The 23,531-nt window shown below is 71.5% G+C and carries 19 protein-coding genes; 11 read left to right on the forward strand and 8 right to left on the reverse strand.

The window, feature by feature from the left end; genetic code table 11:
• The first annotated feature begins 436 nt into the window (after positions 1 to 436).
• The gene (locus ABGB14_RS44260; protein WP_347649885.1) at positions 437 to 1,477 is read left to right on the forward strand and encodes an AI-2E family transporter; all 1,041 of its coding nucleotides are present in this window, start codon (positions 437 to 439) and stop codon (positions 1,475 to 1,477) included.
• Here the strand turns inward: ABGB14_RS44260 and ABGB14_RS44265 are convergent.
• On the reverse strand, positions 1,454 to 2,161 hold the full coding sequence (locus tag ABGB14_RS44265; RefSeq protein ID WP_347649886.1) for a DUF6597 domain-containing transcriptional factor: 708 nt from the start codon (positions 2,159 to 2,161) through the stop codon (positions 1,454 to 1,456). The genes ABGB14_RS44260 and ABGB14_RS44265 overlap by 24 nt on opposite strands.
• A gap of 36 nt (positions 2,162 to 2,197) precedes the next feature.
• Positions 2,198 to 3,052 (reverse strand): hypothetical protein, encoded by an 855-nt coding sequence (locus ABGB14_RS44270; protein WP_347649887.1) that lies wholly within the window; start codon positions 3,050 to 3,052, stop codon positions 2,198 to 2,200.
• Positions 3,053 to 3,498: 446 nt separating this feature from the next.
• Between ABGB14_RS44270 and erm the strand changes: the two genes are divergently transcribed.
• Positions 3,499 to 4,245, forward strand: a complete 747-nt coding sequence (gene erm / locus ABGB14_RS44275; protein WP_347649888.1) for an ErmE/ErmH/ErmO/ErmR family 23S rRNA (adenine(2058)-N(6))-methyltransferase — start codon at positions 3,499 to 3,501, stop codon at positions 4,243 to 4,245.
• Here erm and ABGB14_RS44280 read toward each other — a convergent pair.
• Positions 4,234 to 5,628, reverse strand: coding sequence for a hypothetical protein (locus ABGB14_RS44280; RefSeq protein ID WP_347649889.1), 1,395 nt, complete (start codon positions 5,626 to 5,628; stop codon positions 4,234 to 4,236). The two genes, erm and ABGB14_RS44280, sit on opposite strands and share 12 nt — an antisense overlap.
• 117 nt (positions 5,629 to 5,745) lie before the next feature.
• Here ABGB14_RS44280 and ABGB14_RS44285 point away from each other — a divergent pair, with 117 nt between their 5' ends.
• Entirely contained in the window at positions 5,746 to 7,326 is a 1,581-nt protein-coding gene (locus tag ABGB14_RS44285) for a molybdopterin-dependent oxidoreductase (RefSeq protein WP_347649890.1), read from the forward strand.
• Here ABGB14_RS44285 and ABGB14_RS44290 read toward each other — a convergent pair.
• The 3 genes from ABGB14_RS44290 to ABGB14_RS44300 are packed head-to-tail and all read right to left on the reverse strand — an operon-like array spanning position 7,319 to position 12,156.
• Positions 7,319 to 9,115, reverse strand: a complete 1,797-nt coding sequence (locus ABGB14_RS44290; RefSeq protein ID WP_347649891.1) for a glycosyl hydrolase family 18 protein — start codon at positions 9,113 to 9,115, stop codon at positions 7,319 to 7,321. The two genes, ABGB14_RS44285 and ABGB14_RS44290, sit on opposite strands and share 8 nt — an antisense overlap.
• A gap of 57 nt (positions 9,116 to 9,172) precedes the next feature.
• Positions 9,173 to 10,576, reverse strand: a complete 1,404-nt coding sequence (locus ABGB14_RS44295; protein WP_347649892.1) for a carbohydrate-binding protein — start codon at positions 10,574 to 10,576, stop codon at positions 9,173 to 9,175.
• 14 nt (positions 10,577 to 10,590) lie between these two features.
• The gene (locus ABGB14_RS44300; protein ID WP_347649893.1) at positions 10,591 to 12,156 is read right to left on the reverse strand and encodes a cellulose binding domain-containing protein; all 1,566 of its coding nucleotides are present in this window, start codon (positions 12,154 to 12,156) and stop codon (positions 10,591 to 10,593) included.
• A gap of 287 nt (positions 12,157 to 12,443) precedes the next feature.
• Between ABGB14_RS44300 and leuE the strand changes: the two genes are divergently transcribed.
• Both leuE and ABGB14_RS44310 read left to right on the forward strand, forming a co-directional pair.
• Positions 12,444 to 13,103: a leucine efflux protein LeuE gene (gene leuE, locus ABGB14_RS44305; RefSeq protein WP_347649894.1), complete on the forward strand. Its 660-nt coding sequence runs from the start codon at positions 12,444 to 12,446 to the stop codon at positions 13,101 to 13,103.
• A gap of 214 nt (positions 13,104 to 13,317) precedes the next feature.
• Positions 13,318 to 13,959 carry a VC0807 family protein gene (locus ABGB14_RS44310; RefSeq protein ID WP_347649895.1) on the forward strand — a complete coding sequence of 214 codons (642 nt, stop codon included), beginning with the start codon at positions 13,318 to 13,320 and terminating at the stop codon, positions 13,957 to 13,959.
• Here ABGB14_RS44310 and ABGB14_RS44315 read toward each other — a convergent pair.
• Both ABGB14_RS44315 and ABGB14_RS44320 read right to left on the reverse strand, forming a co-directional pair.
• Positions 13,867 to 14,841, reverse strand: coding sequence for a hypothetical protein (locus ABGB14_RS44315; RefSeq protein WP_347649896.1), 975 nt, complete (start codon positions 14,839 to 14,841; stop codon positions 13,867 to 13,869). The genes ABGB14_RS44310 and ABGB14_RS44315 overlap by 93 nt on opposite strands.
• Positions 14,831 to 16,045, reverse strand: coding sequence for a histidine kinase (locus tag ABGB14_RS44320; RefSeq protein WP_347649897.1), 1,215 nt, complete (start codon positions 16,043 to 16,045; stop codon positions 14,831 to 14,833). Before ABGB14_RS44320 ends, ABGB14_RS44315 begins: the two co-directional genes overlap by 11 nt.
• A gap of 389 nt (positions 16,046 to 16,434) precedes the next feature.
• Between ABGB14_RS44320 and ABGB14_RS44325 the strand changes: the two genes are divergently transcribed.
• The 6 genes from ABGB14_RS44325 to ABGB14_RS44350 all read left to right on the forward strand — a co-directional run bounded on the left by ABGB14_RS44325 (position 16,435) and on the right by ABGB14_RS44350 (position 23,529).
• Positions 16,435 to 17,052 (forward strand): DedA family protein, encoded by a 618-nt coding sequence (locus tag ABGB14_RS44325; protein ID WP_347649898.1) that lies wholly within the window; start codon positions 16,435 to 16,437, stop codon positions 17,050 to 17,052.
• 36 nt (positions 17,053 to 17,088) lie between these two features.
• Positions 17,089 to 17,901, forward strand: coding sequence for a DMT family transporter (locus ABGB14_RS44330; protein WP_347649899.1), 813 nt, complete (start codon positions 17,089 to 17,091; stop codon positions 17,899 to 17,901).
• 63 nt (positions 17,902 to 17,964) lie between these two features.
• On the forward strand, positions 17,965 to 19,170 hold the full coding sequence (locus tag ABGB14_RS44335) for a glycosyltransferase (RefSeq protein ID WP_347649900.1): 1,206 nt from the start codon (positions 17,965 to 17,967) through the stop codon (positions 19,168 to 19,170).
• Complete coding sequence (locus tag ABGB14_RS44340; protein ID WP_347649901.1) at positions 19,167 to 19,844, forward strand: DUF998 domain-containing protein; 678 nt, start codon at positions 19,167 to 19,169, stop codon at positions 19,842 to 19,844. The genes ABGB14_RS44335 and ABGB14_RS44340 overlap by 4 nt, the downstream gene beginning before the upstream one ends.
• 48 nt (positions 19,845 to 19,892) lie before the next feature.
• A complete protein-coding gene (locus tag ABGB14_RS44345; RefSeq protein WP_347649902.1) occupies positions 19,893 to 20,696 on the forward strand; it encodes a cytochrome P450 in 804 nt (267 codons plus the stop codon).
• A gap of 7 nt (positions 20,697 to 20,703) precedes the next feature.
• Positions 20,704 to 23,529, forward strand: coding sequence for a BTAD domain-containing putative transcriptional regulator (locus ABGB14_RS44350; protein WP_347649903.1), 2,826 nt, complete (start codon positions 20,704 to 20,706; stop codon positions 23,527 to 23,529).
• The last annotated feature ends 2 nt before the right edge of the window (positions 23,530 to 23,531 follow it).

A 23,531-nucleotide genomic window follows, 5' to 3' on the forward strand; every position in this document is an offset into this window, starting at 1 on the left:
CTAACAAAAAGGAATCCATCAACCGACAAACGTCGATCAACGGGGTTGTGCATCATGCACTGGCTTTTAACACACTGTTGAGTTCTCAAGAAACGCACGCGTCCATCCTCACCAAAACCCCGAACCCGGGATCCTCGCTCAGAGGCGTTCATTTCGTTGTGTCTTAACTCTTTCAGCCGTTCAAGTCCCTGTCAAATTGACCGGACCTGCACAACCTGCGGGAATTAAGCGCCGCCCCCTTTCGGAGACAACCCCTCTAACTTACCAGCCCTTCAGAGTGGACGCGAACATCCACGAGGTCGGTCAGTGTCTGGGGGTGGCCCCCGAGTGAGATCGGCGATCAACGCCGCTCTCGTGGGACTGCTGAACTCTATGTACGCCTCTCGGAACCGTCAAATCGGCGGTGCTCCCTGCGGGTACGGGTAGGTAGGGGGGCGTGCCAGATCAACCCGTCCCCAGGGCGCTCATCATCATGGTGGGAATCGCCGCCGCGGTGGTCGCCCTCTTCGGAATCCGCGAGGTCGCCTCGATCGTGGGCCCGGTCGTGCTGGCGCTCGTGCTCGTCATCGCCGTCTCGCCGGTGCGCACGTGGCTGGCCGCCAGGAGGGCGCCCACGTGGCTGCAGGTCGCCGTGCCCTTCCTCATCGTCGTGCTGGCGCTGCTGGGCATGGTCGGCATCCTGACGATCTCGGTCACCCAGCTCGTCTCGCTGCTGCCGGCGTACGCCGCACAGTTCGACCGGCTCCTCGCCGACACGCTGGCCTGGGCCGCCGCGCACGGCGTCAGCAACGACGTGCTCGACAAGATGTTGCAGGCGTTCGACGCGGGGTCGATCCTCGGCCTGGCGCAGAGCCTGCTCGGCAGCCTGATCGGCGTTCTTTCCGCGCTCTTCCTCATCATCGTGCTGCTGCTGGCCATGTGTCTCGACGCGCCTGTGACGTCGAAGGTCCTGACGACCGGTGAAGGCTATCGGCCGCAGCTGGTGACGGCGCTGGCCACGTTCGCGCACAAGACGCGGCGCTATCTGATCGTCTCGACCGTCTTCGGGCTGATCTGCGCGACCCTCGACGTGGTCGCCCTGTCGGTGCTGGACGTGCCGCTGCCGCTGCTCTGGGGCGTGCTGGCGCTCATCGCCAACTACATCCCGAACATCGGCTTCGTCATCGGGCTGGTGCCGCCCGCCATGCTCGCTCTGCTGGACGGCGGCGTGCAGACGATGGTGCTGGTCATCGTCGCCTACAGCGTCATCAACGTCGTGGTGCAGTCGTTCATCCTGCCCAAGTTCCTCGGGGACGCGGTGGGGCTCTCGACCACGATGACGTTCCTGTCGCTGATCGTGTGGACGTTCGTGCTGGGACCGCTGGGCGCGATCCTCGCCATCCCGCTGAGCCTGCTGACCCGGGCGCTGCTGATCGACAGCGATCCACGCGCCAGGTGGGCGCAGAGCCTCGTGTCAGGCGGACCGCCGCGCAGGTGAGAGCAGGCGGCGCATGGAGCCGCCGCTCAGCCGCCTGACGTCGTGGGACAGGTGGCTCTGGTCGGCATAACCGGCCGTGACGGCCGCCTCCGCCAGCGGGACGCCGGCACGGGCCAGGCCGAGTGCGCGCTGGAAACGCACGATGCGCTGGAGGGTCTTCGGCGCGTAGCCGAAGGAGGCCAGGCTGCGGCGGTGGAGCTGGCGCTCGCTGAAGCCGAGCTGCCAGGCCACCTCCGCGACCGTGCGGCCCTCGCGGAGCGCCCTCGTGATGGCGGAACCCGCGGGGTCGGCGCCCGTGGTCGCGGCCAGCCGCCGCCTCACCTCGGCGCGCATGGCGGCCGGCCGCGCGCCGGCTCGCGGGGCGGCCTCCTCGATGCGCTCGGCAGGGAAGGGCAGGTCGGACAGGGGGACGCGCCGGTCACGCAGCTCGTGGAGGGGCACGCCGAAGAAGTCGCCCACCGCGCCGGGACGGAACCGCACACCCGTGAACGTGTCACCCACCGCCATGGACGTCGGCATGGGCCCGGTGTCGGGGCCCGCCACGAACAGCCCGCGAGGGCCCCAGATGAGGTCGACGCAGGCGTCGGGCACGACGAGCTGGGTCTGCTCCGTCTCGCTGACCAGGTGCCACACGCAGGCGACACGGCCGGCGAGATCGGGGTCTGGAGGCCGTTCCGCGTACATGCCCTCAACATACGCGGCCTCACCGACAGAACGGCCTCACCCCTTCAGCCGTCCGTACGCGCGCAGTGTCTTCAGCTGGTGGACGGTGATGTAGCCGCCCCATTCGTGCGCCACCAGCGGCGTCCACATCAGCCAGTTGCCGTTCCAGCCGCCTTCCTCGGACTGGGCGGCGGCGAGCGCGTCGAGGTGAACGTCGAGGACGTCCTGCGTGAACAGCGGCAGCCGCAGCGGCTCCGGCGCGAAGTCCAGCGGGAAGTGCGCCTCCCCCGTGGCGTGGGGGTCGAGGACGACCGTCGCGAGGATGGCCTCCTTGATCCGGGCGAACTCGGCCTCCGCCCTGTCCCGGTCGGGCACCAGGTTGAGGAAGGTCACGACGGCGCGGGCTTCGTACGGATTCGTCTCGCCGATCTCGGCGATCCGCGACCAGCAGAACGCGGTCGCGGCGGCCAGCCACGGGTGGGTGCTGCCGTGCTTGTGGAGCAGCGCGGCGATCGACGCGGTGGGCACGAGACTGCCCGGAGGGTCGTCGGCCGTTTCCCACCATGGGGCTCTCGGCGTGTTCCTGACCGACGGCAGCACGAACGGCACGCCGCCGTCCTCGGCGCTGACCTGGGCGAGGTAGTCGCAGGCCGCGGGCACCATCGGGGAGTCGAAGGCGTCGAGCTCGTCGAGGATCCAGAACGCCACCTCGACCGGCTCGGGCTGGCTGCCCCGGCCTCTCAGGTCGGGCTCCAGCGCGTTGCCGAAGCCGCCGTCGGCGTTCTGGTAGCAGCGCAGCACGTCGAGCACCCGCTCACGCGGTCCGTCGCCGAACAGCGCCTCGAAGCGCAGCCGGTCGATCAGCCTGGCGTTCAGGTCCAGGTAGCGTCGTGCGCGGTCGAGCATGTCCATGTCGGCTGGTCCTTCAGAGGTGGAACGTCGGTCGTCACGGCGACGCTACCCAGGGCGAGGGCGGGAGTCTTGTCGGAATCGGATACGCGCCCGCGCGCGAGCGACGGCGGCACGACCGCTGGCCGCACGCACTCCATCGCGGTCCGGCCCTCGCCGGCGCGACCGATTAAATGTTTTGCCCAGTCGCCGAGGGTCGGCTTAGGGTCAGCCCCATGTCATGCATGTTCACCTGCCAGGTTTTCATCCGCATCCGCCGCAGCCGGGCTCTGGCCCGCTAGCGGACGCGATCACCTGAGGCTGGGCGTCCGCGCGCGTGCCCAGGGCCCTTCGAGCAACCCGTTGTCTCGAGGACCCGGAAGGGCAGTGCTGTGGCGCGGAATTACGCACACGGAAACTATTCACACACTCAGAAGAAGGCCAGGAACAGCGGTGACGGCCGCACGCCCGTGGATCGGGCGCGGCGCACGCTCTCGCAGAACTTCCTGGTCGACCGGCATGCCGTCGACCTGATGGTCAAGGCCGCCGGCCCGGAGGGGCTGGTGCTGGAGCCCGGCCCCGGCGAGGGCGCGCTCACCCTGGCGCTGGCCGAGGCGGGCGCCCAGGTGGTCGGCTACGAGGTCGATCCCCGGCTGGCCGGGCGCCTGGCCTCGCGCACCCGCAGCGACCCGAGGATCGACATCGTCAGGCGCGACTTCACCACCGTGAGGGCGCCGCGGGAGCCGTTCGCGGTCGTGGGGAACATCCCCTACTCGATCACGTCGAAGATCGTCGACTGGTGCCTGCGGGCACCGGCCCTGACCTCGGCCACGCTGCTCACGCAGCGGGAGTACGCCCGCAAGCGCGCGGGCGGCTACGGCCGCTGGAGCCTGGTCACGGTCGAGTCGTGGCCGTGGTTCAGCTGGAAGCTGGGCGACACGATCGGCAGGGAGAGCTTCCGGCCCGTCCCGTCGGTCGACTCGGCGATCCTGCGCATCCAGCGCAGGCCCGAGCCGCTCGTGAGCGGCGGCAGCTCCTACCAGGAGCTGGTCGAGGTGGGGTTCGGCGGCGTGGGCGGGTCGGTGCGCGCATCGCTGAAGGCGAGGTATGACGGGGTGGACACCGCGCTGGCGGCGGCCGGCGTGTCCCGCGACGCCGTCGTGGGACACGTGCACCCCGACCAGTGGATCACGTTGTGGGGGCGCCTATGCCGGTGACGTGATCCGCGACTCGCCGGAACACCCCTGAGACGGGACCCGACCTGGGGCCGTCGCCACGCGGCGGCGGCCCCAGGGCATGGCCAGGGCCAGGATCGGCAGCAGCAGGATCGAGGCGCGCGACCAGTCGGCGTGCTGCAGCCACCACCCGTTGAAGTCGAACTGCGTCATGTAGAGGTAGCCGTAGCCGGCCCACAGCGAGGCGCCGATGATGGCCGGCCAGGCGAACCTCGTGGGCCTGGCGACCAGGAACGGCATGAACCACATGAGGTATTGGGCGCCGAGCCGGGGCGTCATGACCATGAAGACCAGCAGCACGGCGATCGTCATGTCGACCGGGTCGGCCCGCCGCCAGTAGAGCACGGCGGCGACGACGCTCACGTAGATCAGCTTCGTGCCGAACGAGGCCAGGTCGGGCCGGAGCGCCCACTGCCCCTCGGTCAGCCACGGCGTCCAGCCCCATTCGCCGACGATGGGCCGGATGTCCTGGATGGTGTGGATGACCGCCGGGATCTGGTCGAGCGACGTGCCCGCGAAAATCGGCAGCGTCACCAGGAAGAAGACGGGCACCAGCCCGGTCGCGAACAGGGCCGCGACGCGGGCGCGCAGATGGGGCAGGAGCAGCAGCATGCCGGGGATCAGCCAGATGGGCCAGCTCTTGGCGCACAGCGCCAGGCCCATCAGCAGGCCCGCCAGCGCGCCCCGTCTGAGGTCGGCGCGGTCGTCCTCGCCCGGCAGCAGCGAGCGGTGCAGCATGCCCCCGCGGCCGATCACCCGTGGGACGGAGGCCCGGACGCCGTGCGCGGCCAGGCCCGCGCGCACCCTCGCGATCACGTCGGTGGTCATCCCGGGACGCTCGGGCGCGCCCGGCCCTCTGGCCACCACGAACGCGGCGACGCCGAACATCAGCGCGACCGGCTCGACCTGGCCATGGATGCAGGCGACCATCAGGGCGAGCGGGTTGAGCGCGTACTGGAAGGCCCGCAGCGACGCCTTGGGACCGCCGGCCAGCTTGGCCACCAGCGGGATGAGCACGATGTCGGCGACCACGGTGACCAGGCGCCCGGCGTATTCCCACGGGATGCCGAGCCACAGCAGGATGCCGTACGCGTAGGGGATCGTCGGCAGGAAGTGCCAGCCGCCCTCGCTGGCCAGCACCGGGTCCTCGCCCCGCAGCACGGCCTCGCCCGCGGGCTTGAAGCTCTCCACGAAGTCGACGGGCTGCCACGAATCGATCGCCGACGTGTACATGATCAGCACGCGTACGGCGATGCCCACGGCGACGGCGACAAGGAGCGGCGGCCGCCAGTCTCGCCACTGGGCGACGAGGGCGAGCACGACACCGGTGACGAGGACGATGCCCGTGAGAACTGCGTAATCCATGGCGAGATATAGCCTGCCGCACCCGGAGCGCCGCCGCCACCAGGGGTTCCGATTCTTATCCCCGACATGCCGACACGTATAGCGATACGGCATCACTCTTTGTGTTGAACTCTTCGCATGGGGGGATCGCAGGTCAACCAGGCACTGGTCAGGCTCTATTTCGAGGTGAGGAACGGGCTGCGCGACCCGGTCGCGGCCTGGGCGAAACTCACAGCCAACTCACAGGAACACCAGCGGGCCAGGGGTGAGCGGCGGGTGCCGCTCGACGACGCGACGGCCGCCGAGCTGGTGGCGGCGGCGATCGTGCACACCGCCGACGAGCACGGGCCCGAGCGGGTGGCGGCGCTGGCCAGCTCCCCGCTGGCGCGCCTGGTCGGCGAGCTCGGCGGTGCGGTGCTGACCGAGCACCCGTGCGCCCCCGAGCAGGTGCTGGGGCCGCGCTTCGCCGGTCCGTCACGCGCCGAGGACTGGGCGCGGGCGGCGTACGTGCTGCTGTGGGGTGAGAACAACCGGCTCGTACGCTCGGCGGACACGCCCTGGGTGATCGCCGGCCGCTACAAGGGCCAGAAGGTGGTCGCGATCGGCACGCATCCGACGCGGTTGTCCGACGAGACGCTGGTCGTGCGGCCCGGCACGGACGGCGCGCTGGCCATGGCCATGGGGCACGTGCTGCTCAAGGAGTTCTTCCTGGACCGCACGCCGTTCGCCGGGCAGGCGATGGAGCACACCGATCTGCCGCTCCTGGTACGGCTGCGCGACCGCGAGGAGGCGTACGTGCCGGGCGGGCTGACGGGCGGCGCCTGCGACCGGCTCAGCGTGTACGGCGGCGAGGCGGTGGAGGTGCTGCTGCCGCGCTTCGACGACGGCCCGGGGGTGCTGCGGCGCGGCGTGCCCGTGCTGCGCGAGGGCGGCGAGCTGGTGACGACGGTGTTCGACCTGCTGCTGGCCGTCTACGGGGTGGCCAGGCCCCGGCTGCCGGGCGTGTGGCCGCGCGGCTACGACGACCGTGCGGAGCCGTACACGCCGGCCTGGCAGGAGGCCTGCACCGGGGTGGCCGCGTCGCGGGCGGTGAAGATCGCGCGGGAGCTGGGCGTGACGGCGGAGAAGACGCGCGGCGAGTGCGTGATCGTGCCCGGGCGGCTGGAGACGCCGCATGCCGACACCGCCTACCGGGCGATGCTGGCGCTGCTGGTGCTCACCGGGTGCGGCGGCGGCTGGGCGCAGGCGGGCGGTGCGGGGGTTCCGCTGGTGCCGTACCTGTGCCTGCACGCCTGTGGCGAGGACCGCTCCGACGTGGGCGCGCTGAGCTGGGCGCTGGCCGACGGGTTGTTCGCGCACAAGACGTCGCGCTCGGTGCTGCTGGAGGCGGTGCGCGACGGCTGGCCGATGGCCCCGCCGCCGCGCGTGCTCGCCCTGCCGCGCCCCATCTACCCGCTGCCGCCCGACGTCGACCTGCTCATCGGGCCTGACGACCACTGCGACCTGTCCGCTCCTGACACGGAACTCGTGGTGGCGGCCGTGACGCGGATGATCGGCCGGGTCGCCCCCGCGGGGCCCGGCCGGGTGCCGCCCGCCGGGCGGATGCGGATGCTGGTGGACCACGCCTGGATGCACGAGTACGGCGAGGCCCTGCCCACCTACCGGCCGCCCGGCCTCGGCGTCCCGCTCAAGCCCACCCAGCTCGTCCGCGTCAGGTGAGCCCGTCCAGGTACGCCCGGTGGCTCCGGGAGAACTCGAACCCGTTGTGCCGGTCCCAGTTGATCGACCAGGCCATCAGGCCCCGCAGCCCCGGATAGACGCCACGCGGCCGGTACGTTCCGCAGCCGGTGCCCGTGGCCAGGCAGCCGAACGCCTTCTGCACCTCCGTCACGGTCGTGAATCCGTTGCCCGCGTTGACCGAGGCGGGCAGCCCGACGGCCACCTGGTCCTGGCGCAGCGGCGGGAACACGTTGTCGGCGTCGCCCATGATCGGGAAGCCGGCCAGCAGCATGTCGGTCATGGCGACGTGGAAGTCGTGCCCGCCCATGGTGTGGTACTGCCCGTCCAGGCCCATGATCGGCCCGGAGTTGTAGTCCTGCACGTGGAGCAGGGTGAGGTCGTCGCGCATCGCGTGGATGACCGGCAGGTAGGAGGCGCTTCTGGGGTCGGCGGCGCCGTTCGGGCCCGGCCCGTAGAACTGGTGGCCGAGCTGGACGAAGAACGTCTCCGGCGCCATCGTCAGCACGAATCCGTCGCCGTAGCGGCTCTTGAGGCTCTTCAGCGCCGCGATGAGGTTGACGACGACCGGCGTGGTCGGGGCGTCCAGGTCGGTGTCGCCCGGGTCGAGGTGGAGCGAGTGGCCTTCGAAGTCGATGTCCAGGCCGTCGAGCCCGTACCTGTCGATGACGGCCGAGACCGACTCGACGAACGCGTCGCGCGCCGCCGCGGTCGTGAGCTGCACCTGGCCGTTCTGGCCGCCGATCGAGATCAGCACCTTCTTGCCCTGCGCCTGCTTGGCCCTGATGGCGGCGGCGAAGTCGGCGTCGGACTCGACGCCGGGGCACTCGGCGGCCGGGCACAGGCTGAACCTGATGTCGCCCGAGGTGACCGAGGTGGGCTCGCCGAAGGCGAGGTTGATGACGTCCCATTCCTGCGGGACGTCGCTCATCCTGACGTATCCGGATCCGTTGGCGAACGACGCGTGCAGGTACCCCACCAGCACCCGCTCGGGCAGCCCGCCGTCGCCCCCGTTCCCGGCGGCGGTGGTGCCGCTCGCCTCGGGGCTGTAGGCGGAGCAGTTGCCCGCCGCGTCGCAGGCACGGACCCTGAAGCGGTACGTGGTGTCCGCGCTCAGCCCGGTCACCCGGTGGCTCGTCCCGGTGACGGCGACGGGCGAGCCGCCGTCGCGCGACACCTCGTAACGGGTGACGCCCACGTCGTCCGTGGCGGCCGACCAGGTGACGTCGAGGCTCGTGGCGGTGGCCCCGCCGGCGGACACGCCGCCCGGCACGCTGGGCGCCGAGGTGTCCTGCTCGCCGGAGACGCCGTCGAGGACGACGTCGTCGGCGAGGTAGGGGCCCTGGCCGTACCATCCGTGCAGGTAGACGGTCACGGAGGTGGTGGACGGGCCCGTGGTGAAGGTCGTGTGCAGCCGGGTCCAGGCCGCGCCGGGCGAACCCCAGGTCTGCGGGTCGGCGCCGCCGGTGCCCGTGGCGCCGAGGAAGACGTAACCGCCCTGGACCCAGGCCGACAGCGTGTACGCCGACGACGGCCGTACGCTGACCTGCCGGCCGCATCGGGCGAGGTCGCTGCCCTGCGGGGTGGCCCGGAGCGCGGAGGCGCCGCCGCGCACGGGGGACGCCACCGCCTGCGCCCCGGCGGAACACGTCCAGCCGCTGAGGCCCGACTCGAAGCCGGGGTTGGGCAGGATGTTCGCGGCCTGGGCCGGGGCGGCGTGCAGCGTGGTGAGTCCCAGGACGAGCGCGGCCGTCGCCACTCGGAGATTCATGACGTTCCTCCTGGCCCGGCCCGCCCCGGCGAAGGGGCGGGCCGGATTCGCGCGGGGTCAGAAGCCGGCGGTGGTCCTGGTGAACTCCCAGTCGGACTGCGCGATGCCGCTGCAGTTGGAGGTCACGCCGCCACCGGGGCAGGGCCGGTCACGGTTGACCGCCCAGTACGCGAGCCTGGTCAGGCCCTTGGACCTGGCCCAGTCGCGGATCTGCGTCCAGGTGCCGGGCGAGGTCAGCTCCTGCTGGTCGGACAGGCCGTTCATGCCGGAGATGCCCATGTGGGCGTACGCCTGGGCGTCGGACCAGCCGTACGCGTTCTTGAGCGCGTTCTTCAGGCCCTCGGAGGCGTTGACGGTGTCCTGGTAGATGTTGGAGCTGCCGAAGTCGAACGGCATGATCGTGAAGTTGTCGATCGGGACGCCGAGGGCCCTGGCCTGGTTGATGAGGCGGACGCCGTGGGCGTTCGGGCCGGTCCTGGTGGTGCCGAAGGTGACGACGATCTTGACGTTCGGGTTGTTCTGCCTGACGATCTTGAGGGCGTTCAGGATGCGGTCCTGGACCGTGTAGTTCTCGAACTCGTCGGTGTTCTCGATGTCGAAGTCGACGACGGCCGGGCCGACGGCGTTGATGACCTGCTGCACCGCGCCCGCGAACGCCTGCGGCGAGGAGCAGTTGGGGCCGAGCTTGTTGCCCTGCCAGCCGCCGAAGGAGATCTGGACGCTGCCGCCCTTCGACTTGATCGTGTTGATCGCCTGCTGGTCGGCGCCGCCGGTCAGCGGGCGCTGCCCGTCCCACGCCGGGGTGCAGCCGCCGCTGGACAGGATGAACGCCATGGTGAACGACTTGACGCCGGTGGCGTCCATCACGGCGCCGGGGTTGGGCGGGTTGCCCCAGCCCATGTAGAGGTAGGGGGCGCCGGGCATCTTGCTGGGGTTGTTACCGGTGCAGCCCGACGTGGTGGCGGTGGCGTCGCGGCCTGCCGACTCGCCCGCCGCGTTGTACGCCTTCACGGTGTAGGTGTGGGTCGTGCACGCGCCGAGCCCGGAGATGGTGGCGCTGGTACCGGTGACCTGGGCGCGCCGGGTCGAGCCCTCGTACACGCGGTAGCCCGTCACGGTGCCGCCGGCGGCGCCCCAGCGCAGCGAGATGCTCGAGTTGGTGACCGACGTGCTCACCGTGCCCGGCGTGCCGGGGGCGCCGGGATCGGGGTCCGGGTCGCCGCCCGAGGTGGGCTTCCAGAGCGCCGGCACGACGGGCGGCTCCCAGCCCGTCTGCGAGGTGTGGCCCTGCAGGCAGACGTAGTCGACGCCGTTGTAGGTGACGACCGCGCCGGTGGCGTACGCGGTCCCCGGGGCCCAGGCGGCGGCCATGTGCCGCACCGTGCCGGCGGCGTGGGCGGCGGGCCCGCTGGTGGCCAGGCCGGTCAGGGCGAGGGCGACGCCGGTGGCTAATGCGAGCATTTTGCGGCGAAATTTCATGGCATTCCCTGGAGGTGAGGCTTGACGGTCTTGGAGAAGGACCAGTTGTTGCTCGCGTCCCAGTTGATGGACCACGTCATCGCGCCCCTGATGTCCGGGTAGGCGCGCGGCGGCACGAAGGTCCCGCAGCCGGTCCGCTCGGCCAGGCAGTCGAGCGCCCGGTTGACGACCGAGGGCGGCACCACGCCCCCGTTCGCGGCGCCCGGCCCGGCCGGCAGGCCCAGCGCCACCTGGTCGGGACGGAGCCCGTTCTCGAGCTGGATGCAGGCCAGCGCGGTGATGAAGTCGACCGTGCCCTGCGCGTACGCGAAGGCCTGGTCGCACCCGAGCATCGAGCCGGAGTTGTAGAACTGCGTGTGGACGACGGTGAGGATGTCCTTGATGGACAGGGCGAGCTTGAAGTACTCCATCCCGGTCGACTGCATGTCGATGGTCTGCGGGGCCATGGTGATGATCAGCTCGGAACCGGCCTGGGCGCGCAGCGACCTCAGCGCCTGACCCATGTAGGTGGCGTTGAGACCGTTCTCCAGGTCGATGTCCACTCCGTCGAAGCCGTAGCTCCGCATCAGCGCGTACACCGAGTCGGCGAACCGCGTGGCGGCCGCGGCGCTCGCGACCTGCACGCGCCCGGCCTCGCCGCCGACCGACAGGATGACCTTCTTACCGCGCTGCTTCAGCGCCTGCACGTCCGCCCTGAACTGGGCGTCGGTGTAGCCGCCCAGCGCCGTGGCCAGTCCGGGGTCGACCCCGAACACGACCTCGCCCGGGGTGGCGGTGGCCTCGCCGAACGCCACCGCGATCAGGTCGTACTCGTCGGGCACGGCCGACAGCTTGAGCTCGACGGCGGGATTGACGAAGTTGTGCCAGTAGCCGGTGAGGAAGTGCCTGGGCAGCGTGCCGCTCTGGCAGCCGGCCGTGGTGAAGCCGAAGGGATCACCGGCGGGGCCGTCACCCGAGGCGTCCGTCGCGATGATCGTGACCGTGTGCGAGGTGCAGGGGCCCAGGCCGGTGAGCGTGTGCGTGGTGCCGGTGACGGTGACGGCAGCGCCACCGTCGAGCCGGACCTTGTAGCCGGTGGCGCCGGGGACGGCGCTCCAGCTCAGCGCGGCGCTGGTCGCGGTGGTGGAGGTCAGCGTGATGCCGCCGACCTCGCCGAGCCCGCCGGGATCCGCACCGGAGTCGCCGCAGGGAGCGCCGTTCAGCGTGCAGCCGGAGACCCCGGGGAAGTTGCCCGGGCTGCCGTTGAAGCCGAAGCTCACGCTCGCCCCTGCGGCCAGCGGCGACGCCCAGGACGGGTTGGTGAACGTGTAGTGCTGCCCGCTCCTCGACATGACCGCGTCCCACGCGGACGGGATGGAGAAGCCTGCCGGGACGTCGAACTGGACGTTCCAGCCGTTCATGGTGGTGGAGGTGCCGTTGGTGACGGTGACCCTGCCCTCGAAACCCGAACCCCAGTCGGAGACCTTGACGAAGGTCGCGGTGGCGGAGGCGGCGTGGGCGGGCGGGGCGGTCAGGCTGAGTGCGAGGGTCGCGAGCGCCAGGAGAATCGGCCGAAGTCTCACGGTTCTTCCTTGGGGGGTGTGCGTGCCGTACGCCTTGCGCCGGGGGGTGAGAGCGCAAGGCGTACGGCACGGCCCGTGGGGAGGTGGCACGGGCGTCGGAGGTGTCAGCGCGAACCGGTGGATTCCATCTTTTAGGAAACTTTCCTAAGTATTCGCGGCGATCGTAACCTTGACTCAGGAGCCTTACAAGACCCAAACACGTCTCCGCCACACGAGACCATGAGGGTTGGACAAACCAGGCGATATCGTGATGTGTCACCAGCAAGCGTTCGCGGAGGGCAGTCCGCATGTTCTTCGGCATCACCGACTTCTGGGCCTACGTCATCGGCGCCTTCCTGATCATTCTGTTGCCGGGCCCGAACTCGCTGTACGTGCTCAGCCTCGCCGCCCGGCACGGTGTCCGGCAGGGCTACCGGGCCGCCGCGGGCGTGTTCGTCGGTGACACCGTGCTGATGGTCCTGGCGGCCGCCGGCGCCGCGTCCCTGCTCCGCTCCACCCCGCTGCTCTTCACCATCGTCAAGTACGCGGGCGCCGGCTACCTGGCCTGGATCGGCTTCCAGATGATCCGCGGCGCGGTGCGGGCCTGGCGGGCCGGGCCCGGCGGGGACACCACCACGCGGCCCCAGGAGGAGCGCGAACGCCGCCTTCGGCCGTTCCGCAAGGCCCTGGGCATCAGCCTGCTCAACCCGAAGGCGATCCTGTTCTTCGTCTCGTTCTTCATCCAGTTCGTGGACCCCGCCTATCCGGCCCCCGCGCTGTCGTTCGCCATCCTGGGCGCGATCATCCAGGTGTTCAGCGTGCTCTACCTGACGGCCCTGATCTTCGGCGGCACGTTCCTGGCCGGCCAGTTCCGCCGGCACAGGAAGCTGGGCGCGGGGCTGACCTCGGGGGTCGGCGTCGTCTTCGTCGGGTTCGGCGCGAAGCTCGCCACCGCGTCACTCGGATGAACGCCAGGTTCAACACCCAGCCGAATCCGTATGGAACAGCGGGAACGTGCCGAAGGAGGCAGTCGCATCAGCCGGCCTCGGGTACGGTAGGCCACCGGCCCGCTTCCCGGGACGGCGCTGATGACGCTCTGGTTACCACGAGCGGTCCATCTGGAGAGCCTGGTCCTGCGAGGCCCGGGTAGTCGCTGATCGTCGGCCTATCTGCGGAGCAGCCTTGAACCACCCTCAGGTCACCCTTCCACGCCTCACGGCGCTCGCCCGGCAGGCTGCACCCAAGCTGCTCGAAAGCGTGGTGGCGCCGCTGGTGGTGTTCTACCTGGCCATGGTCGTCCTCGGATTCCAGTGGGCGCTCGTCATGACCGTCGCCTGGGTCTATTTCGGGGTGGCGTGGCGGCTGGTCAGGCGGATCAAGGTGCCCGCGACCATGTATCTGGCGGCGTTCGCGATCACCATCCGCGCGATCGTGGCCTTCTGGACCGGCACCTGGATGTGGTTCTTCATCCAGCCGGAGATGGGCACCATCTGCATCAGCATGGTCTTCCTCGCGTCCGTGCGGCTGAACAGGCCGCTCGTGCAGAAGCTCACGCTCGACTACATCCACCTGCCGTCGGCGGTGCTCAAACACGAGCGGGTGCGCAGGTTCTTCGCCAGGATCACGCTGCTGTGGGCGTTCGTGCTGCTGATGAACTCGTCTCTGAGCATCTGCCTGGCCGTCTACGAATATGTCGCGGGCTCGCTCGGCTCGTACATGGTGCTGCGGACGTCAGCGGTGGCCGTGATAAGCGGCCTGGCGATCACCATCTCGATCGTCGCCTTCAAGCGCCTCCTCAAGCGGCTGCACGTCGCCCACGCCTGACCGCTCGGCCAGCACGTACGCCCCGCTCATCCCCATGACCAGCCCGGTCAGCATGCCGAACAGCTCCACGAGGCCGACCGCTCCCGAGCCTCCACCGGCGAGCGGACCTCCGGCGAAGCTGACGATCATCGCGTAGAGGCCCCAGCCGAACAACGAGCCGGAGCCGAGCCAGACCGGCACGAGCAGCCGCCAGAACGGGCTGTTCCCGCGCCGCCGGACGACGGCCACGAACGCGACGGCCCCGGCGAGGGCGAGCAGCGCCTTGAACCCGTCCATGACGACCGCCACGGCGGGCGCGCCGAACGTCCACGACAGGCGCACCCCGGCGACCACCGTGGTGACCAGCAGCGCTCCCCAGGCCACGACCCTCTGGAACGACTCGGCAGGGCCGGGGAAGGCGTGTCCGAGCCGCGCGGTGAAGATCGCGGGCCACCGGTCGCGGGCGTAGAGGACGAAGGTCGTCATCAGGCCGATGCCCTGCCCGACGAAACCGCCGTAGACCATCATGTAGACCCACGCCTCGATGGCGCCGCCGCTGAACACCGCGATCCCGTCGGTCGCCACCAGGATCGGCGCCGTGACGGTCACCACCGACAGCAGGCCCGTGCCCACCCACAGCGGCAGCAACACGAGCCAGGCCGGCAGCCGCATGCCCCAGCGCGTGGTGAAGGCCACCACCAGCAGCAGCCCGACGGCGTCCATGCCGAAGGTCATGGCGTTGAGCCCGACCATCGCCGCATCGTTCATCAGGTCCGGCTCGGTGACCCCGACGGAGCTTCCGGTCAGCCAGAGGATCTTCAGCGTGAGGTACGGGAGCATGGCGGCGACCGTCACGATCGCCGCGGTGACGCGGCCGATCGCCGGTCCCTGTTCAGTGGTCATGGAGGGAGCGTCGCGCGCCCGGCCGTTCGTCACCTCCCGAGCCGCGGGGATCCTCCTCCCCCGCGTGGGGGAGGGTCACGGCCAGCTCGTAGCCGCCCTCGGACATCGGGCCCGCGGTGAGGGAGCCGCCGGCCAGCCGTACGCGCTCGCGCAGGCCCGCCAGCCCGAGACCGCCGGGCTGCGCGGTGGGCCGGGAGCGCGGCGGCCCGTTGCGCACGGTGATCCGCTCGGGCGAGACGCCGACCTGCACGGCCGCTCCCGGCGCGTGCTTGGCGACGTTGGTGATCCCTTCCTGGACCACCGCGCGTGCCAGGCCGGGCACCGGCCCGTGGATCAGGTCGAGGTCGACCTTCATGCCGGAGTCCCTGGCCCGGCGTACGAGCTCGGTCACGTCCTCGTCCGCGGGCGCCAGCGGCGGCGCGTCGGCTTCCTCGCGCAGCAGCCCGATGATCTGGCGCAGCCGCTCGGTGGCGTCGGCGGCGGCGACCCGCAGCTCGCCCGCGGCCTTGACCTCGGTGGGGCCCAGCCCGGGAGCCAGTTCCAGCCCGGCCGCCCTGACCGCGATCAGCGCCAGGTCGTGGCCGAGCGAGTCGTGCATGTCGCGGGCGATCCTGGCCCGCTCGCGCAGCCTGGCCTGGGCCTCGACCGACAGCCTGGCCACCCGCCGCTGCTGGAGCAGCCTCCTCCTGAGCAGCCCGAGCAGGTAGGGCACCAGGTAGGTGCCGATGAGCGCGGTGGTCATGGACAGCCACAGGGCCAGGTCACTGCCCCTGGCCAGGACCACGCCCACGCCCACGATCGTGACCAGGCAGAACGCCGCCGGCGCCGGCCACGCCCTGGTCATGCGCCGCCCGGTGAGGTAGGCGTACCACACGATGAAGGGCGACGTGGGCAGCAGGGGAAGGATCTTCACGTTGCGCCGGGGCAGCAGCCAGCTCAGGTCCACGGTCGCGAATCCCTCGGTGAACTGCCACGGCCCGAGCGGCAGCAGCAGCACCAGGGCGGCCAGCGGCCAGCGCCGGCCGACCAGCACGGCCGCGGCAGCGAGCACCAGCCTGGGCACGGTGATCATCGCGAACCCCGCGGGGTCCAGGAAAGGGTCGGGCCCCATGGCGGACACGAAGACGCTGAGCACGGCCCACAGCAGCAGGTCGTAGACCAGCTTGCGGCGGGTCTCGCGGCGGAGGGGGCGCAGGTGCTTCACGGCGTCGACGTTATCCGCCGCGTGCCGGCCGGCGCCCTCCACGGACGGCAGGTGACACCCCTGACGAAAGTCGGGGTGGGGCTCGGGTCACCGCCGGAGTAGAGCTAACCCCACCGTGAAAGCGCCTATCTGCACTGGTGCCCGGAAGGGCCGATCCGGGTTGGATCAATGGTGTCATCGGAAGGTCGCACCGCGACCCTGACGAAAGTAGGGGGCGGTGCGTGCCGATCGTCCGATGTGCCGTGACCTGCGGAGTTTCTACCTTCATGGGGTACAGGCCCTGACCCGTATCGGGGATGGGCCCGCGTTCGACCGGGGGCATCCCCGATGTTCCCCACGGTCCAGCGCCGACACGCTATGTGAGTGCCCTGACGATCGGAGCCCCTGTTATGTCGCACGCCATTCTCGACCTGGTTCAACAGGCCATGGCGTCACCATGGTTGTACGCCGTGCTCTTCGGCCTGGCGTTGCTCGACGGGTTCTTCCCCATCGTGCCCGCCGAGACGTCGGTGATCACCGCCGGGGTGTTCGCGGCGTCCGGCGAGACGAACCTCGCGCTGGTGATCATCGTCGCGGCTCTGGGAGCTTTCGCGGGCGACCACATCTCCTACCTGATCGGCAAGACGTCAGGCGGGAGGCTGCGGGAGAAGAAGGCGTTCGTCTGGGCGCGCGGCGCCCTGGAAGAGCGGGGCGGGCTCGTGCTCGTCGTGGCCAGGTACATCCCCGGCGGGCGCACCGCGACCACGCTGACCATGGGCGCGGTCCGGCACCCGCTGCGCTCGTTCACGTTCTTCGACGTGATCGCGGCGAGCTCGTGGGCGGTGTACTCCGGCCTGATCGGCTTCTTCGGCGGGATGGCGTTCGAGAACGACCCCATCAAGGGCCTGCTGCTCGGGCTGGGCATCGCGGTGTCCGTCACCGCGGCCGTCGAGATCGTGCGGTGGATCAGGAAGCGCCGCGCCATCCAGCCTTCCCCTGAACGTCTTCCCACGGACACACCCGTTTGACCCTGCCCGGCGACCATCCGTCTGAAAGGAGTGCGCATGACTGTGCTGGCCGCGGTGATAGCCCTGGTCGGTTCGCTGTTCTTCGCGCTCGGAGCCGCCCTCCAGCAGTTCGAGGCGGTCGGCACCGCCAAGCCCGGGCTGCTCGCGCTGCTGCGCAGGCCGCGCTGGCTGATCGGCGGCGCCTCCATTCTCGCGGGTGGTGGCCTGCACATCGTCGCGCTCGGGCTGGGCCCGCTGACCATCGTCCAGCCGATGGGCGTGGCCAGCCTGCTGTTCGCCCTGCCCATCGCCGCCACGCTGCACGGCCGCAGGCCGTCGCGCAGGGAACTGGCTGCCGCCGGCGTGGTGGCGGCCGGGCTGATCGGCCTGGTCCTGCTGGTTCCCGAGTCGCACGGCCCCACCTACCTCAGCCCGACCGGCGTGCTCACGCTCCTGGGCGTGGCCGGCGTCGCCTCGGTCCTGCTGTGGGCCGGTTCGCGGGCGGTCTCGCCCGCGGGCCGGGCGGCGCTGCTGGCGACCAGCTCGGGCGTCCTGTACGGCGCCACCGCCACCCTCGTGCGCGTGCTGGTGGACGGCGCGTGGAACTGGTGGTACCTGCTGGCGCTGCCGATCCCCGCCCTGCTGGCGCTGATGATGCTCCAGCGCGCCTACGCCGTCGGGCACTTCGGCGTCTCGTTCGCCTCGCTGCAGATCGCCGACCCGCTGACCGCGGTGGCCTTCGGCGCGCTGCTGCTCGGCGAGCCGCTGCCGACCGGAGTCCTGCCGGTCGCGGCCGCCGCGCTCACCGCCGCCGGCACCGTCGCCCTGGCACGGACCAGCCCGCTGGAGGCACACCGCGACCTTGCCTGATCTGTCCCGTACGTCTCACCGGCCCTCCCCTGGCCTCTCATCATTGGAGTCACTCTCATGGCCATGCCCCTGCACAGCGTCACCGAGCAGCCGGCCCTCGCCCCGGCCGCCGAACGCCCACGCCGGATCCTGATCTCGAGCGACACCTACCCGCCCGACGTCAACGGCGCCGCCTACTTCACCCACCGCCTCGCCACCGGCCTGGCCGCGCGCGGCAACGAGGTGCACGTGGTCTGCCAGTCGGAGGTGGGACCGGCCAGCGCCGACGTGGAGGACGGCGTGGTGGTCCACCGGCTGCGCTCCGCTCCGCTGCTGGTCCACCCCACGATGCGGGTCACCGTGCCGACCAGGCTCGACCGCCTCATCGCCTCGATCGCCCCCGACGTGCTGCACACGCAGGGCCACTTCGTGGTGGGCCGGGCCGCCATCGCCGCCGCCCGCCGCGCGGGCGTGCCCGTGGTCGCCACCAACCACTTCATGCCCGACAACCTCTTCCAGTTCGGCCACATCCCCGAGCGGCTGCGGGCCAGGGCGGGCAAGCTGGCCTGGCGCGACTTCAGCCGGATCTTCAACCGCGCCGACCACATCACCACGCCCACCCCGCTGGCCGCCCACCTCCTGTCCGAACAGGGCTTCGGTCGCGAGGTGGAGCCGGTCTCCTGCGGCATCGACCTGACCAGGTTCCGCCCGCACTCCGAGCCCAAGGCGTGGGCCCGCAGGACGTTCGACCTCCCCGACCGGCCCACCGTCATGTTCGTCGGCCGCCTGGACGAGGAGAAGCGCATCGACGAGATCGTACGCGCGCTGCCGATCGTGCTGAACGACACCGACGCGCAGGCGGTGCTGGTCGGCCGGGGTAACCAGCGCATGGAGCTGGAGCGGCTGGCCAAGCGCATCGGCGTGGGCGATCGGGTGTTCTTCCTCGGCTTCGTGCCCGACGAGATCATGCCCCAGGCGTACGCGTCCGCCGACGTCTTCGCCATGCCGGGCATCGCCGAGCTGCAGAGCATCGCCACGCTGGAGGCCATGGCCACCGGGCTGCCCGTGGTGGCCGCCGACGCGATGGCGCTGCCGCACCTGGTGGACGGCAACGGCTACCTGTACCAGCCGGGTGACGTGGCCACGCTGGCCAGGCGCCTGACGGGCATCCTCACCGACGACGGCCTGCGCGCCAGGCTCGGCAAGGCCAGCCGCGAGCTGGCGCTCACCCACGACGACCAGACGTCGCTGGCCCGGTTCGAGACGATCTATGACGAGGTGGCGCTATGACCCGGCAGCAGACCGTGTGGGGCACCGTCATCGGCACGGTGGTGTCCTTCTGCGCCCTCGCCTACGCGGAAATCACCTTGCCCGTGCAGCCGCTGATCAGCGACTACGCGCTGGTCTCCGGCGGGTTGGCGCCCGTACTGATCGGGATGCTGGCACTCGCGGGAGCGTGCCTGAGTCTCGCGTACGGGCTGGCGTCCACGGAGCCGGCGCGCACCGCGGCCGCCCGTGTCCTGCTGCTGGCCGGCGCGGCGGGACTGATGATGAGCGCGATCTTCCCCACCGACCCAGGGTCGTCGCAGATCGGCACGCTCTCCGGGGAGATCCACCGCTGGGCGGCGGCCGTGGTCTTCACCTCGCTGCCGGTCGCCGGCTGGAGCCTGGCCAGGGGCCGCGCGGCGGCGCCCGGCTGGAACGCGGTCAAGGCCCTGAGCGTGACCTCCGCGCTGTCGCTGGCGTTCTACCTGGCGGCGCACCCGGCCTCCATCACCTCGCCGCTGATCGACGGCGCCGCCTACTACGGGCTGCTGGAGCGGGGGCTCGTGGTGGCCGAGATGCTGCTCATCGTGGTGATGGCGCTGGCCTTCGCCGGACGGCGGAGCGCCGCCCGGACCACGGCCCCCGCGAGGTCCGCCGAGGCCGGGCCGCCGGAGCGCCAGGAACGGCTGGCCGCCTGACGGCATGCTTCGAGCGCCGGCGAAACGATCCCGCTCTAGCGTGACGTCATGCACATCACCCGTCATGCCGAGGCCCGTGCCGTGCTCGACGACGCCGCGTACGTGCCGCCTCCCGTACGCCAGGACGGCGCGAAGGGGACGCTCGCCTGGCTGCGCGCCCAGGTGTCACGGTTCAGCACCGGTGAGATCCACGCCGGGCGGCGCCGAGCCCTGGTCGAGCTGCTGGCCGGGCTGGAGCCCGCCGAGCTGAGGCGGGCGGCCGCGGCCATGACCGAGGAGCGGGACGGCGACTGGCGGGGCGTCCCCACGGCCGTGCTCGCGTCCGCGCTCGGTGTCGAGGACACCGCCACCGTGTCCGCCACCGTGTCCACCACCGTGTCCACCACCGTGTCCGCTGCGGCGTCCGGCTACCTGTCCGGCGAGGAGAGCCCGCAGGCCGACGCCGCCGTCGCGCAGTTGCTCACGCTGGCGGACGTTTCCGTGATCACCCTGCTGCTGCAGGGTCACGCCGCCACGGAAGGGCTGATCGAGAACGCGCTCCGGCACGCGAAGCCCGGCGACGACCCCTGGGCGCTGCTGGAGGAGACGCTCAGGCAGGACCCGCCGCTCAGGGCCACCCGCAGGCTCGACACGAGGACCGGTGAGACGGTGACGATCGACCTGGTGGCCGCCAACCGCGACCCCGACGTGTTCGCCGACGCCGAGAGGTTCGACCCCGCGCGCGGCCCGAGCCCGCACCTGACCTTCGGCTCCGGCATCCGCCCCTGCCCCGCGCCCGGCCACGCCCTCGCACTCGCCGCCGGTGTGCTCGACGCGCTGCTCGCTACATCCCGGCCGCCGCGCCCGCGATAATCGGGGTATGCGCTTCCAGATCCTCGGGCCCACCGCCGTGCTGGGCGAGGACGGCGAGCAGGTCGCGCTCGGGGGTCCCCGCGTGCGCGCCCTGCTGACCCTGCTCGCCCTGCACGCCGGCCGCATCGTCGGCGCGGAGCAACTCGTGGCCGGCATGTACGGCCCCAGCCCTCCTGAGGGCGAGGCCAACGCGCTGCAGTCGCAGGTGTCCCGGCTGCGCAGGGCGCTGGGCCGGCATCTGGTGGAGTTCCATCCGGCCGGATACCGGCTGGTGGCCGATCCGCAGGACGTCGACGCGTGCAGGTTCGAGCAGCTGGCGCGGGCGGGCGGGCAGGCCCTGGCCGGCGGCGACCCTGAGCGGGCGGCGGCGCTGCTGCGCGAGGCGCTGAACCTGTGGCGTGGCACCCCGCTCTCCGACGCCCCGCACGCGGTGGCCGCCGCGACGGCGCTGGAGGAGCTGCGCCTGTCGGCCACGGAAGACCGGGTGCAGGCCGACCTCGACCTGGGCAGGCACCGCGAGCTGGTCGCCGAGCTGAGCCGACTCGCCGCCGCCCACCCGCTGCGCGAGCGGCTGCGGGCCCAGCTCATGCGCGCGCTCTACGGCAGCGGCCGCCAGGCGGAGGCGCTGGCCGTCTACGACGAGGCCAGGAAGCTGCTGGACGACGAGCTGGGGGTCGAGCCGGGAGCCGAGCTGGCCGCCGCGCACCTGGCCGTGCTCAGGGCCGACCCGGCGCTCGGCGCCTCGGCCGCGCCCGCGACCGGGCAGAGCTCGCGGCAGGGTCTGCGCGCCCAGCTCACCAGCTTCGTCGGCCGCGCCGACGAGCTCCAGCAGGTGGCGGCGAGACTGCGCGAGCACCGGCTCGTCACGCTGATCGGGCCGGGCGGCGCGGGCAAGACGCGCCTCGCGATCGAGGCGGCCGGCCAGGAGGCGGGCGACGTGTGCTTCGTGCCGCTCGCGCAGGTCTCCGACGGGGCCGACGTTCCGGCGGCCGTCCTCGCCGCGCTCGGCATCCGCGACGCCGTGACGCACGCCTCCGACCGGCCCGCCGTCGACCCGGCCACCAGGCTCGTCACCGCGCTGGCCGGCCGCAGGCTGCTGCTGGTCCTCGACAACTGCGAGCACCTCATCGCGGCCACCGCCGAGCTGACGGACCTGCTGCTGGCCTCCTCTCCCCGGCTGCGGGTGCTGGTGACCGGGCGGGAGGCACTCGGCATCACCGGCGAGTCGATCCTGCCGGTGGCGCCGCTGCGGTCGCCTCCGCCGGAGTCGGGCGACCCGCTCAGCTATCCCGCCGTCCGGCTGTTCGCCGACCGCGCCTCCGCCGTGGCGCCCGGCTTCGCCGTCGACGCGGGCAACGCCGCCCAGGTGGCGGGCATCTGCCGGGCGCTCGACGGGTTACCGCTGGCCATCGAGCTGGCCGCGGCGCGACTGCGCACACTCCCGCTGGCCGACATCGCGGCGCGGCTCGACGACCGGTTCCGGCTGCTGACCCGGGGGAGCCGCACGGCGCTGCCCCGGCACCAGACGCTGCGCGCGGTCGTCGCGTGGAGCTGGGACCTGCTCGACGAGGACGAGCAGCGGCTGGCCAGGAGGCTGACCGTGTTCGTGGGCGGCGCGCGGCCCACGGCGGCCGAGCGGGTGTGCGGGCTGCCGGAGGAGGTGCTGTTCTCGCTGGCGGAGAAGTCCCTGGTGCAGGTGGTCGACGGGCGCTACCGCATGCTCGACACGATCCGGGCCTACTGCGCCGAGAGGCTGGCCGAGTCCGGCGAGGTCGAGGCGATCCGCGACGCGCACGCCGGCTACTACCTCGACCTCGTCATGGAGGCCGACCCGTGGCTGCGCACGGGCGAGCAGCTGGAGTGGCTGGCCCGGTTCGACGAGGAGAGCGACGACGTCAACGCCGCCGTGCGCTGGACCACCGAGGCAGGGCGGCTGGAGGTCGCGTTGCGGCTGCTGGCCCACAGCGCCTGCTACTGGTGGATGCGCGGTCACCGCGCCACCAGCGCGGGCCTGGCCGCCGGGCTGCTGGCCGAGCTCGGCTCGCGGCGCCCGCCCGACCTGGACGAGGAATACGTCATGTGCGTGCTCGTCACGGCCTGGGCGGGAGGCGCCGACGACGGGCTGCGCGAGCGGCTGGCCGAGGTGCGCCGGCTGGTGAACTGGGACTACATGCCGGTGCGGATCGAGTTCATGATGATGTTGCTGTCGATGTTCACCGGGCCTCCCGGCGACTTCCGGGAGGCCTTCGACGAGATCAGACGGATCGTGCAGGAGCTCCCGCCCTGGCAGCAGGCGCTGTCCTACGTCGGCGCCGCGTTCGTCCTGCAGGCCCTCGACAGGCCCGAGGAGTCGCTGGCCCACTTCGAGCAGAGCCTGGCCGCGTTCAGGGCCATCGGCGAGCGCTGGGGCACGACGCTCGTGTTGTCCGGGCTCTGCGAGTTCCACCACGAGCGCGGCGACTACGACACCGCGTACGCGCTGGCCGACGAGGCACTGGCGATGGCGCGCGAGCTGGGCGCCACGACCGAGATCGCCGAGAGCCTGTGCCGCCGCGCCGACGCGCTGCTCTACATGGACACCACGGACGCCGCGCAGGCCGACTACGTGCTCGCGGCCGAGCTGTCGAGCAGGAACGGCTCCATGGAGACCCTCGCGTGGGCGCACCTCGGCCTCGGCGAGGTGACGCTGCGCCGCGGCGACCTCGACGAGGCGCAGGCGCTGCTCACCCGGGCGCGGGCCGAATGCCCCGACGACTGGTACAGCGCCGAGGACACCCGCACCCGCATCGCGGCCGGGCTGAGCGAGATCAGCCGGTTGGTCAGCGAGCGGTAGGC

The organism is Nonomuraea sp. B10E15 (assembly GCF_039871615.1).
Lineage (GTDB): Bacteria > Actinomycetota > Actinomycetes > Streptosporangiales > Streptosporangiaceae > Nonomuraea.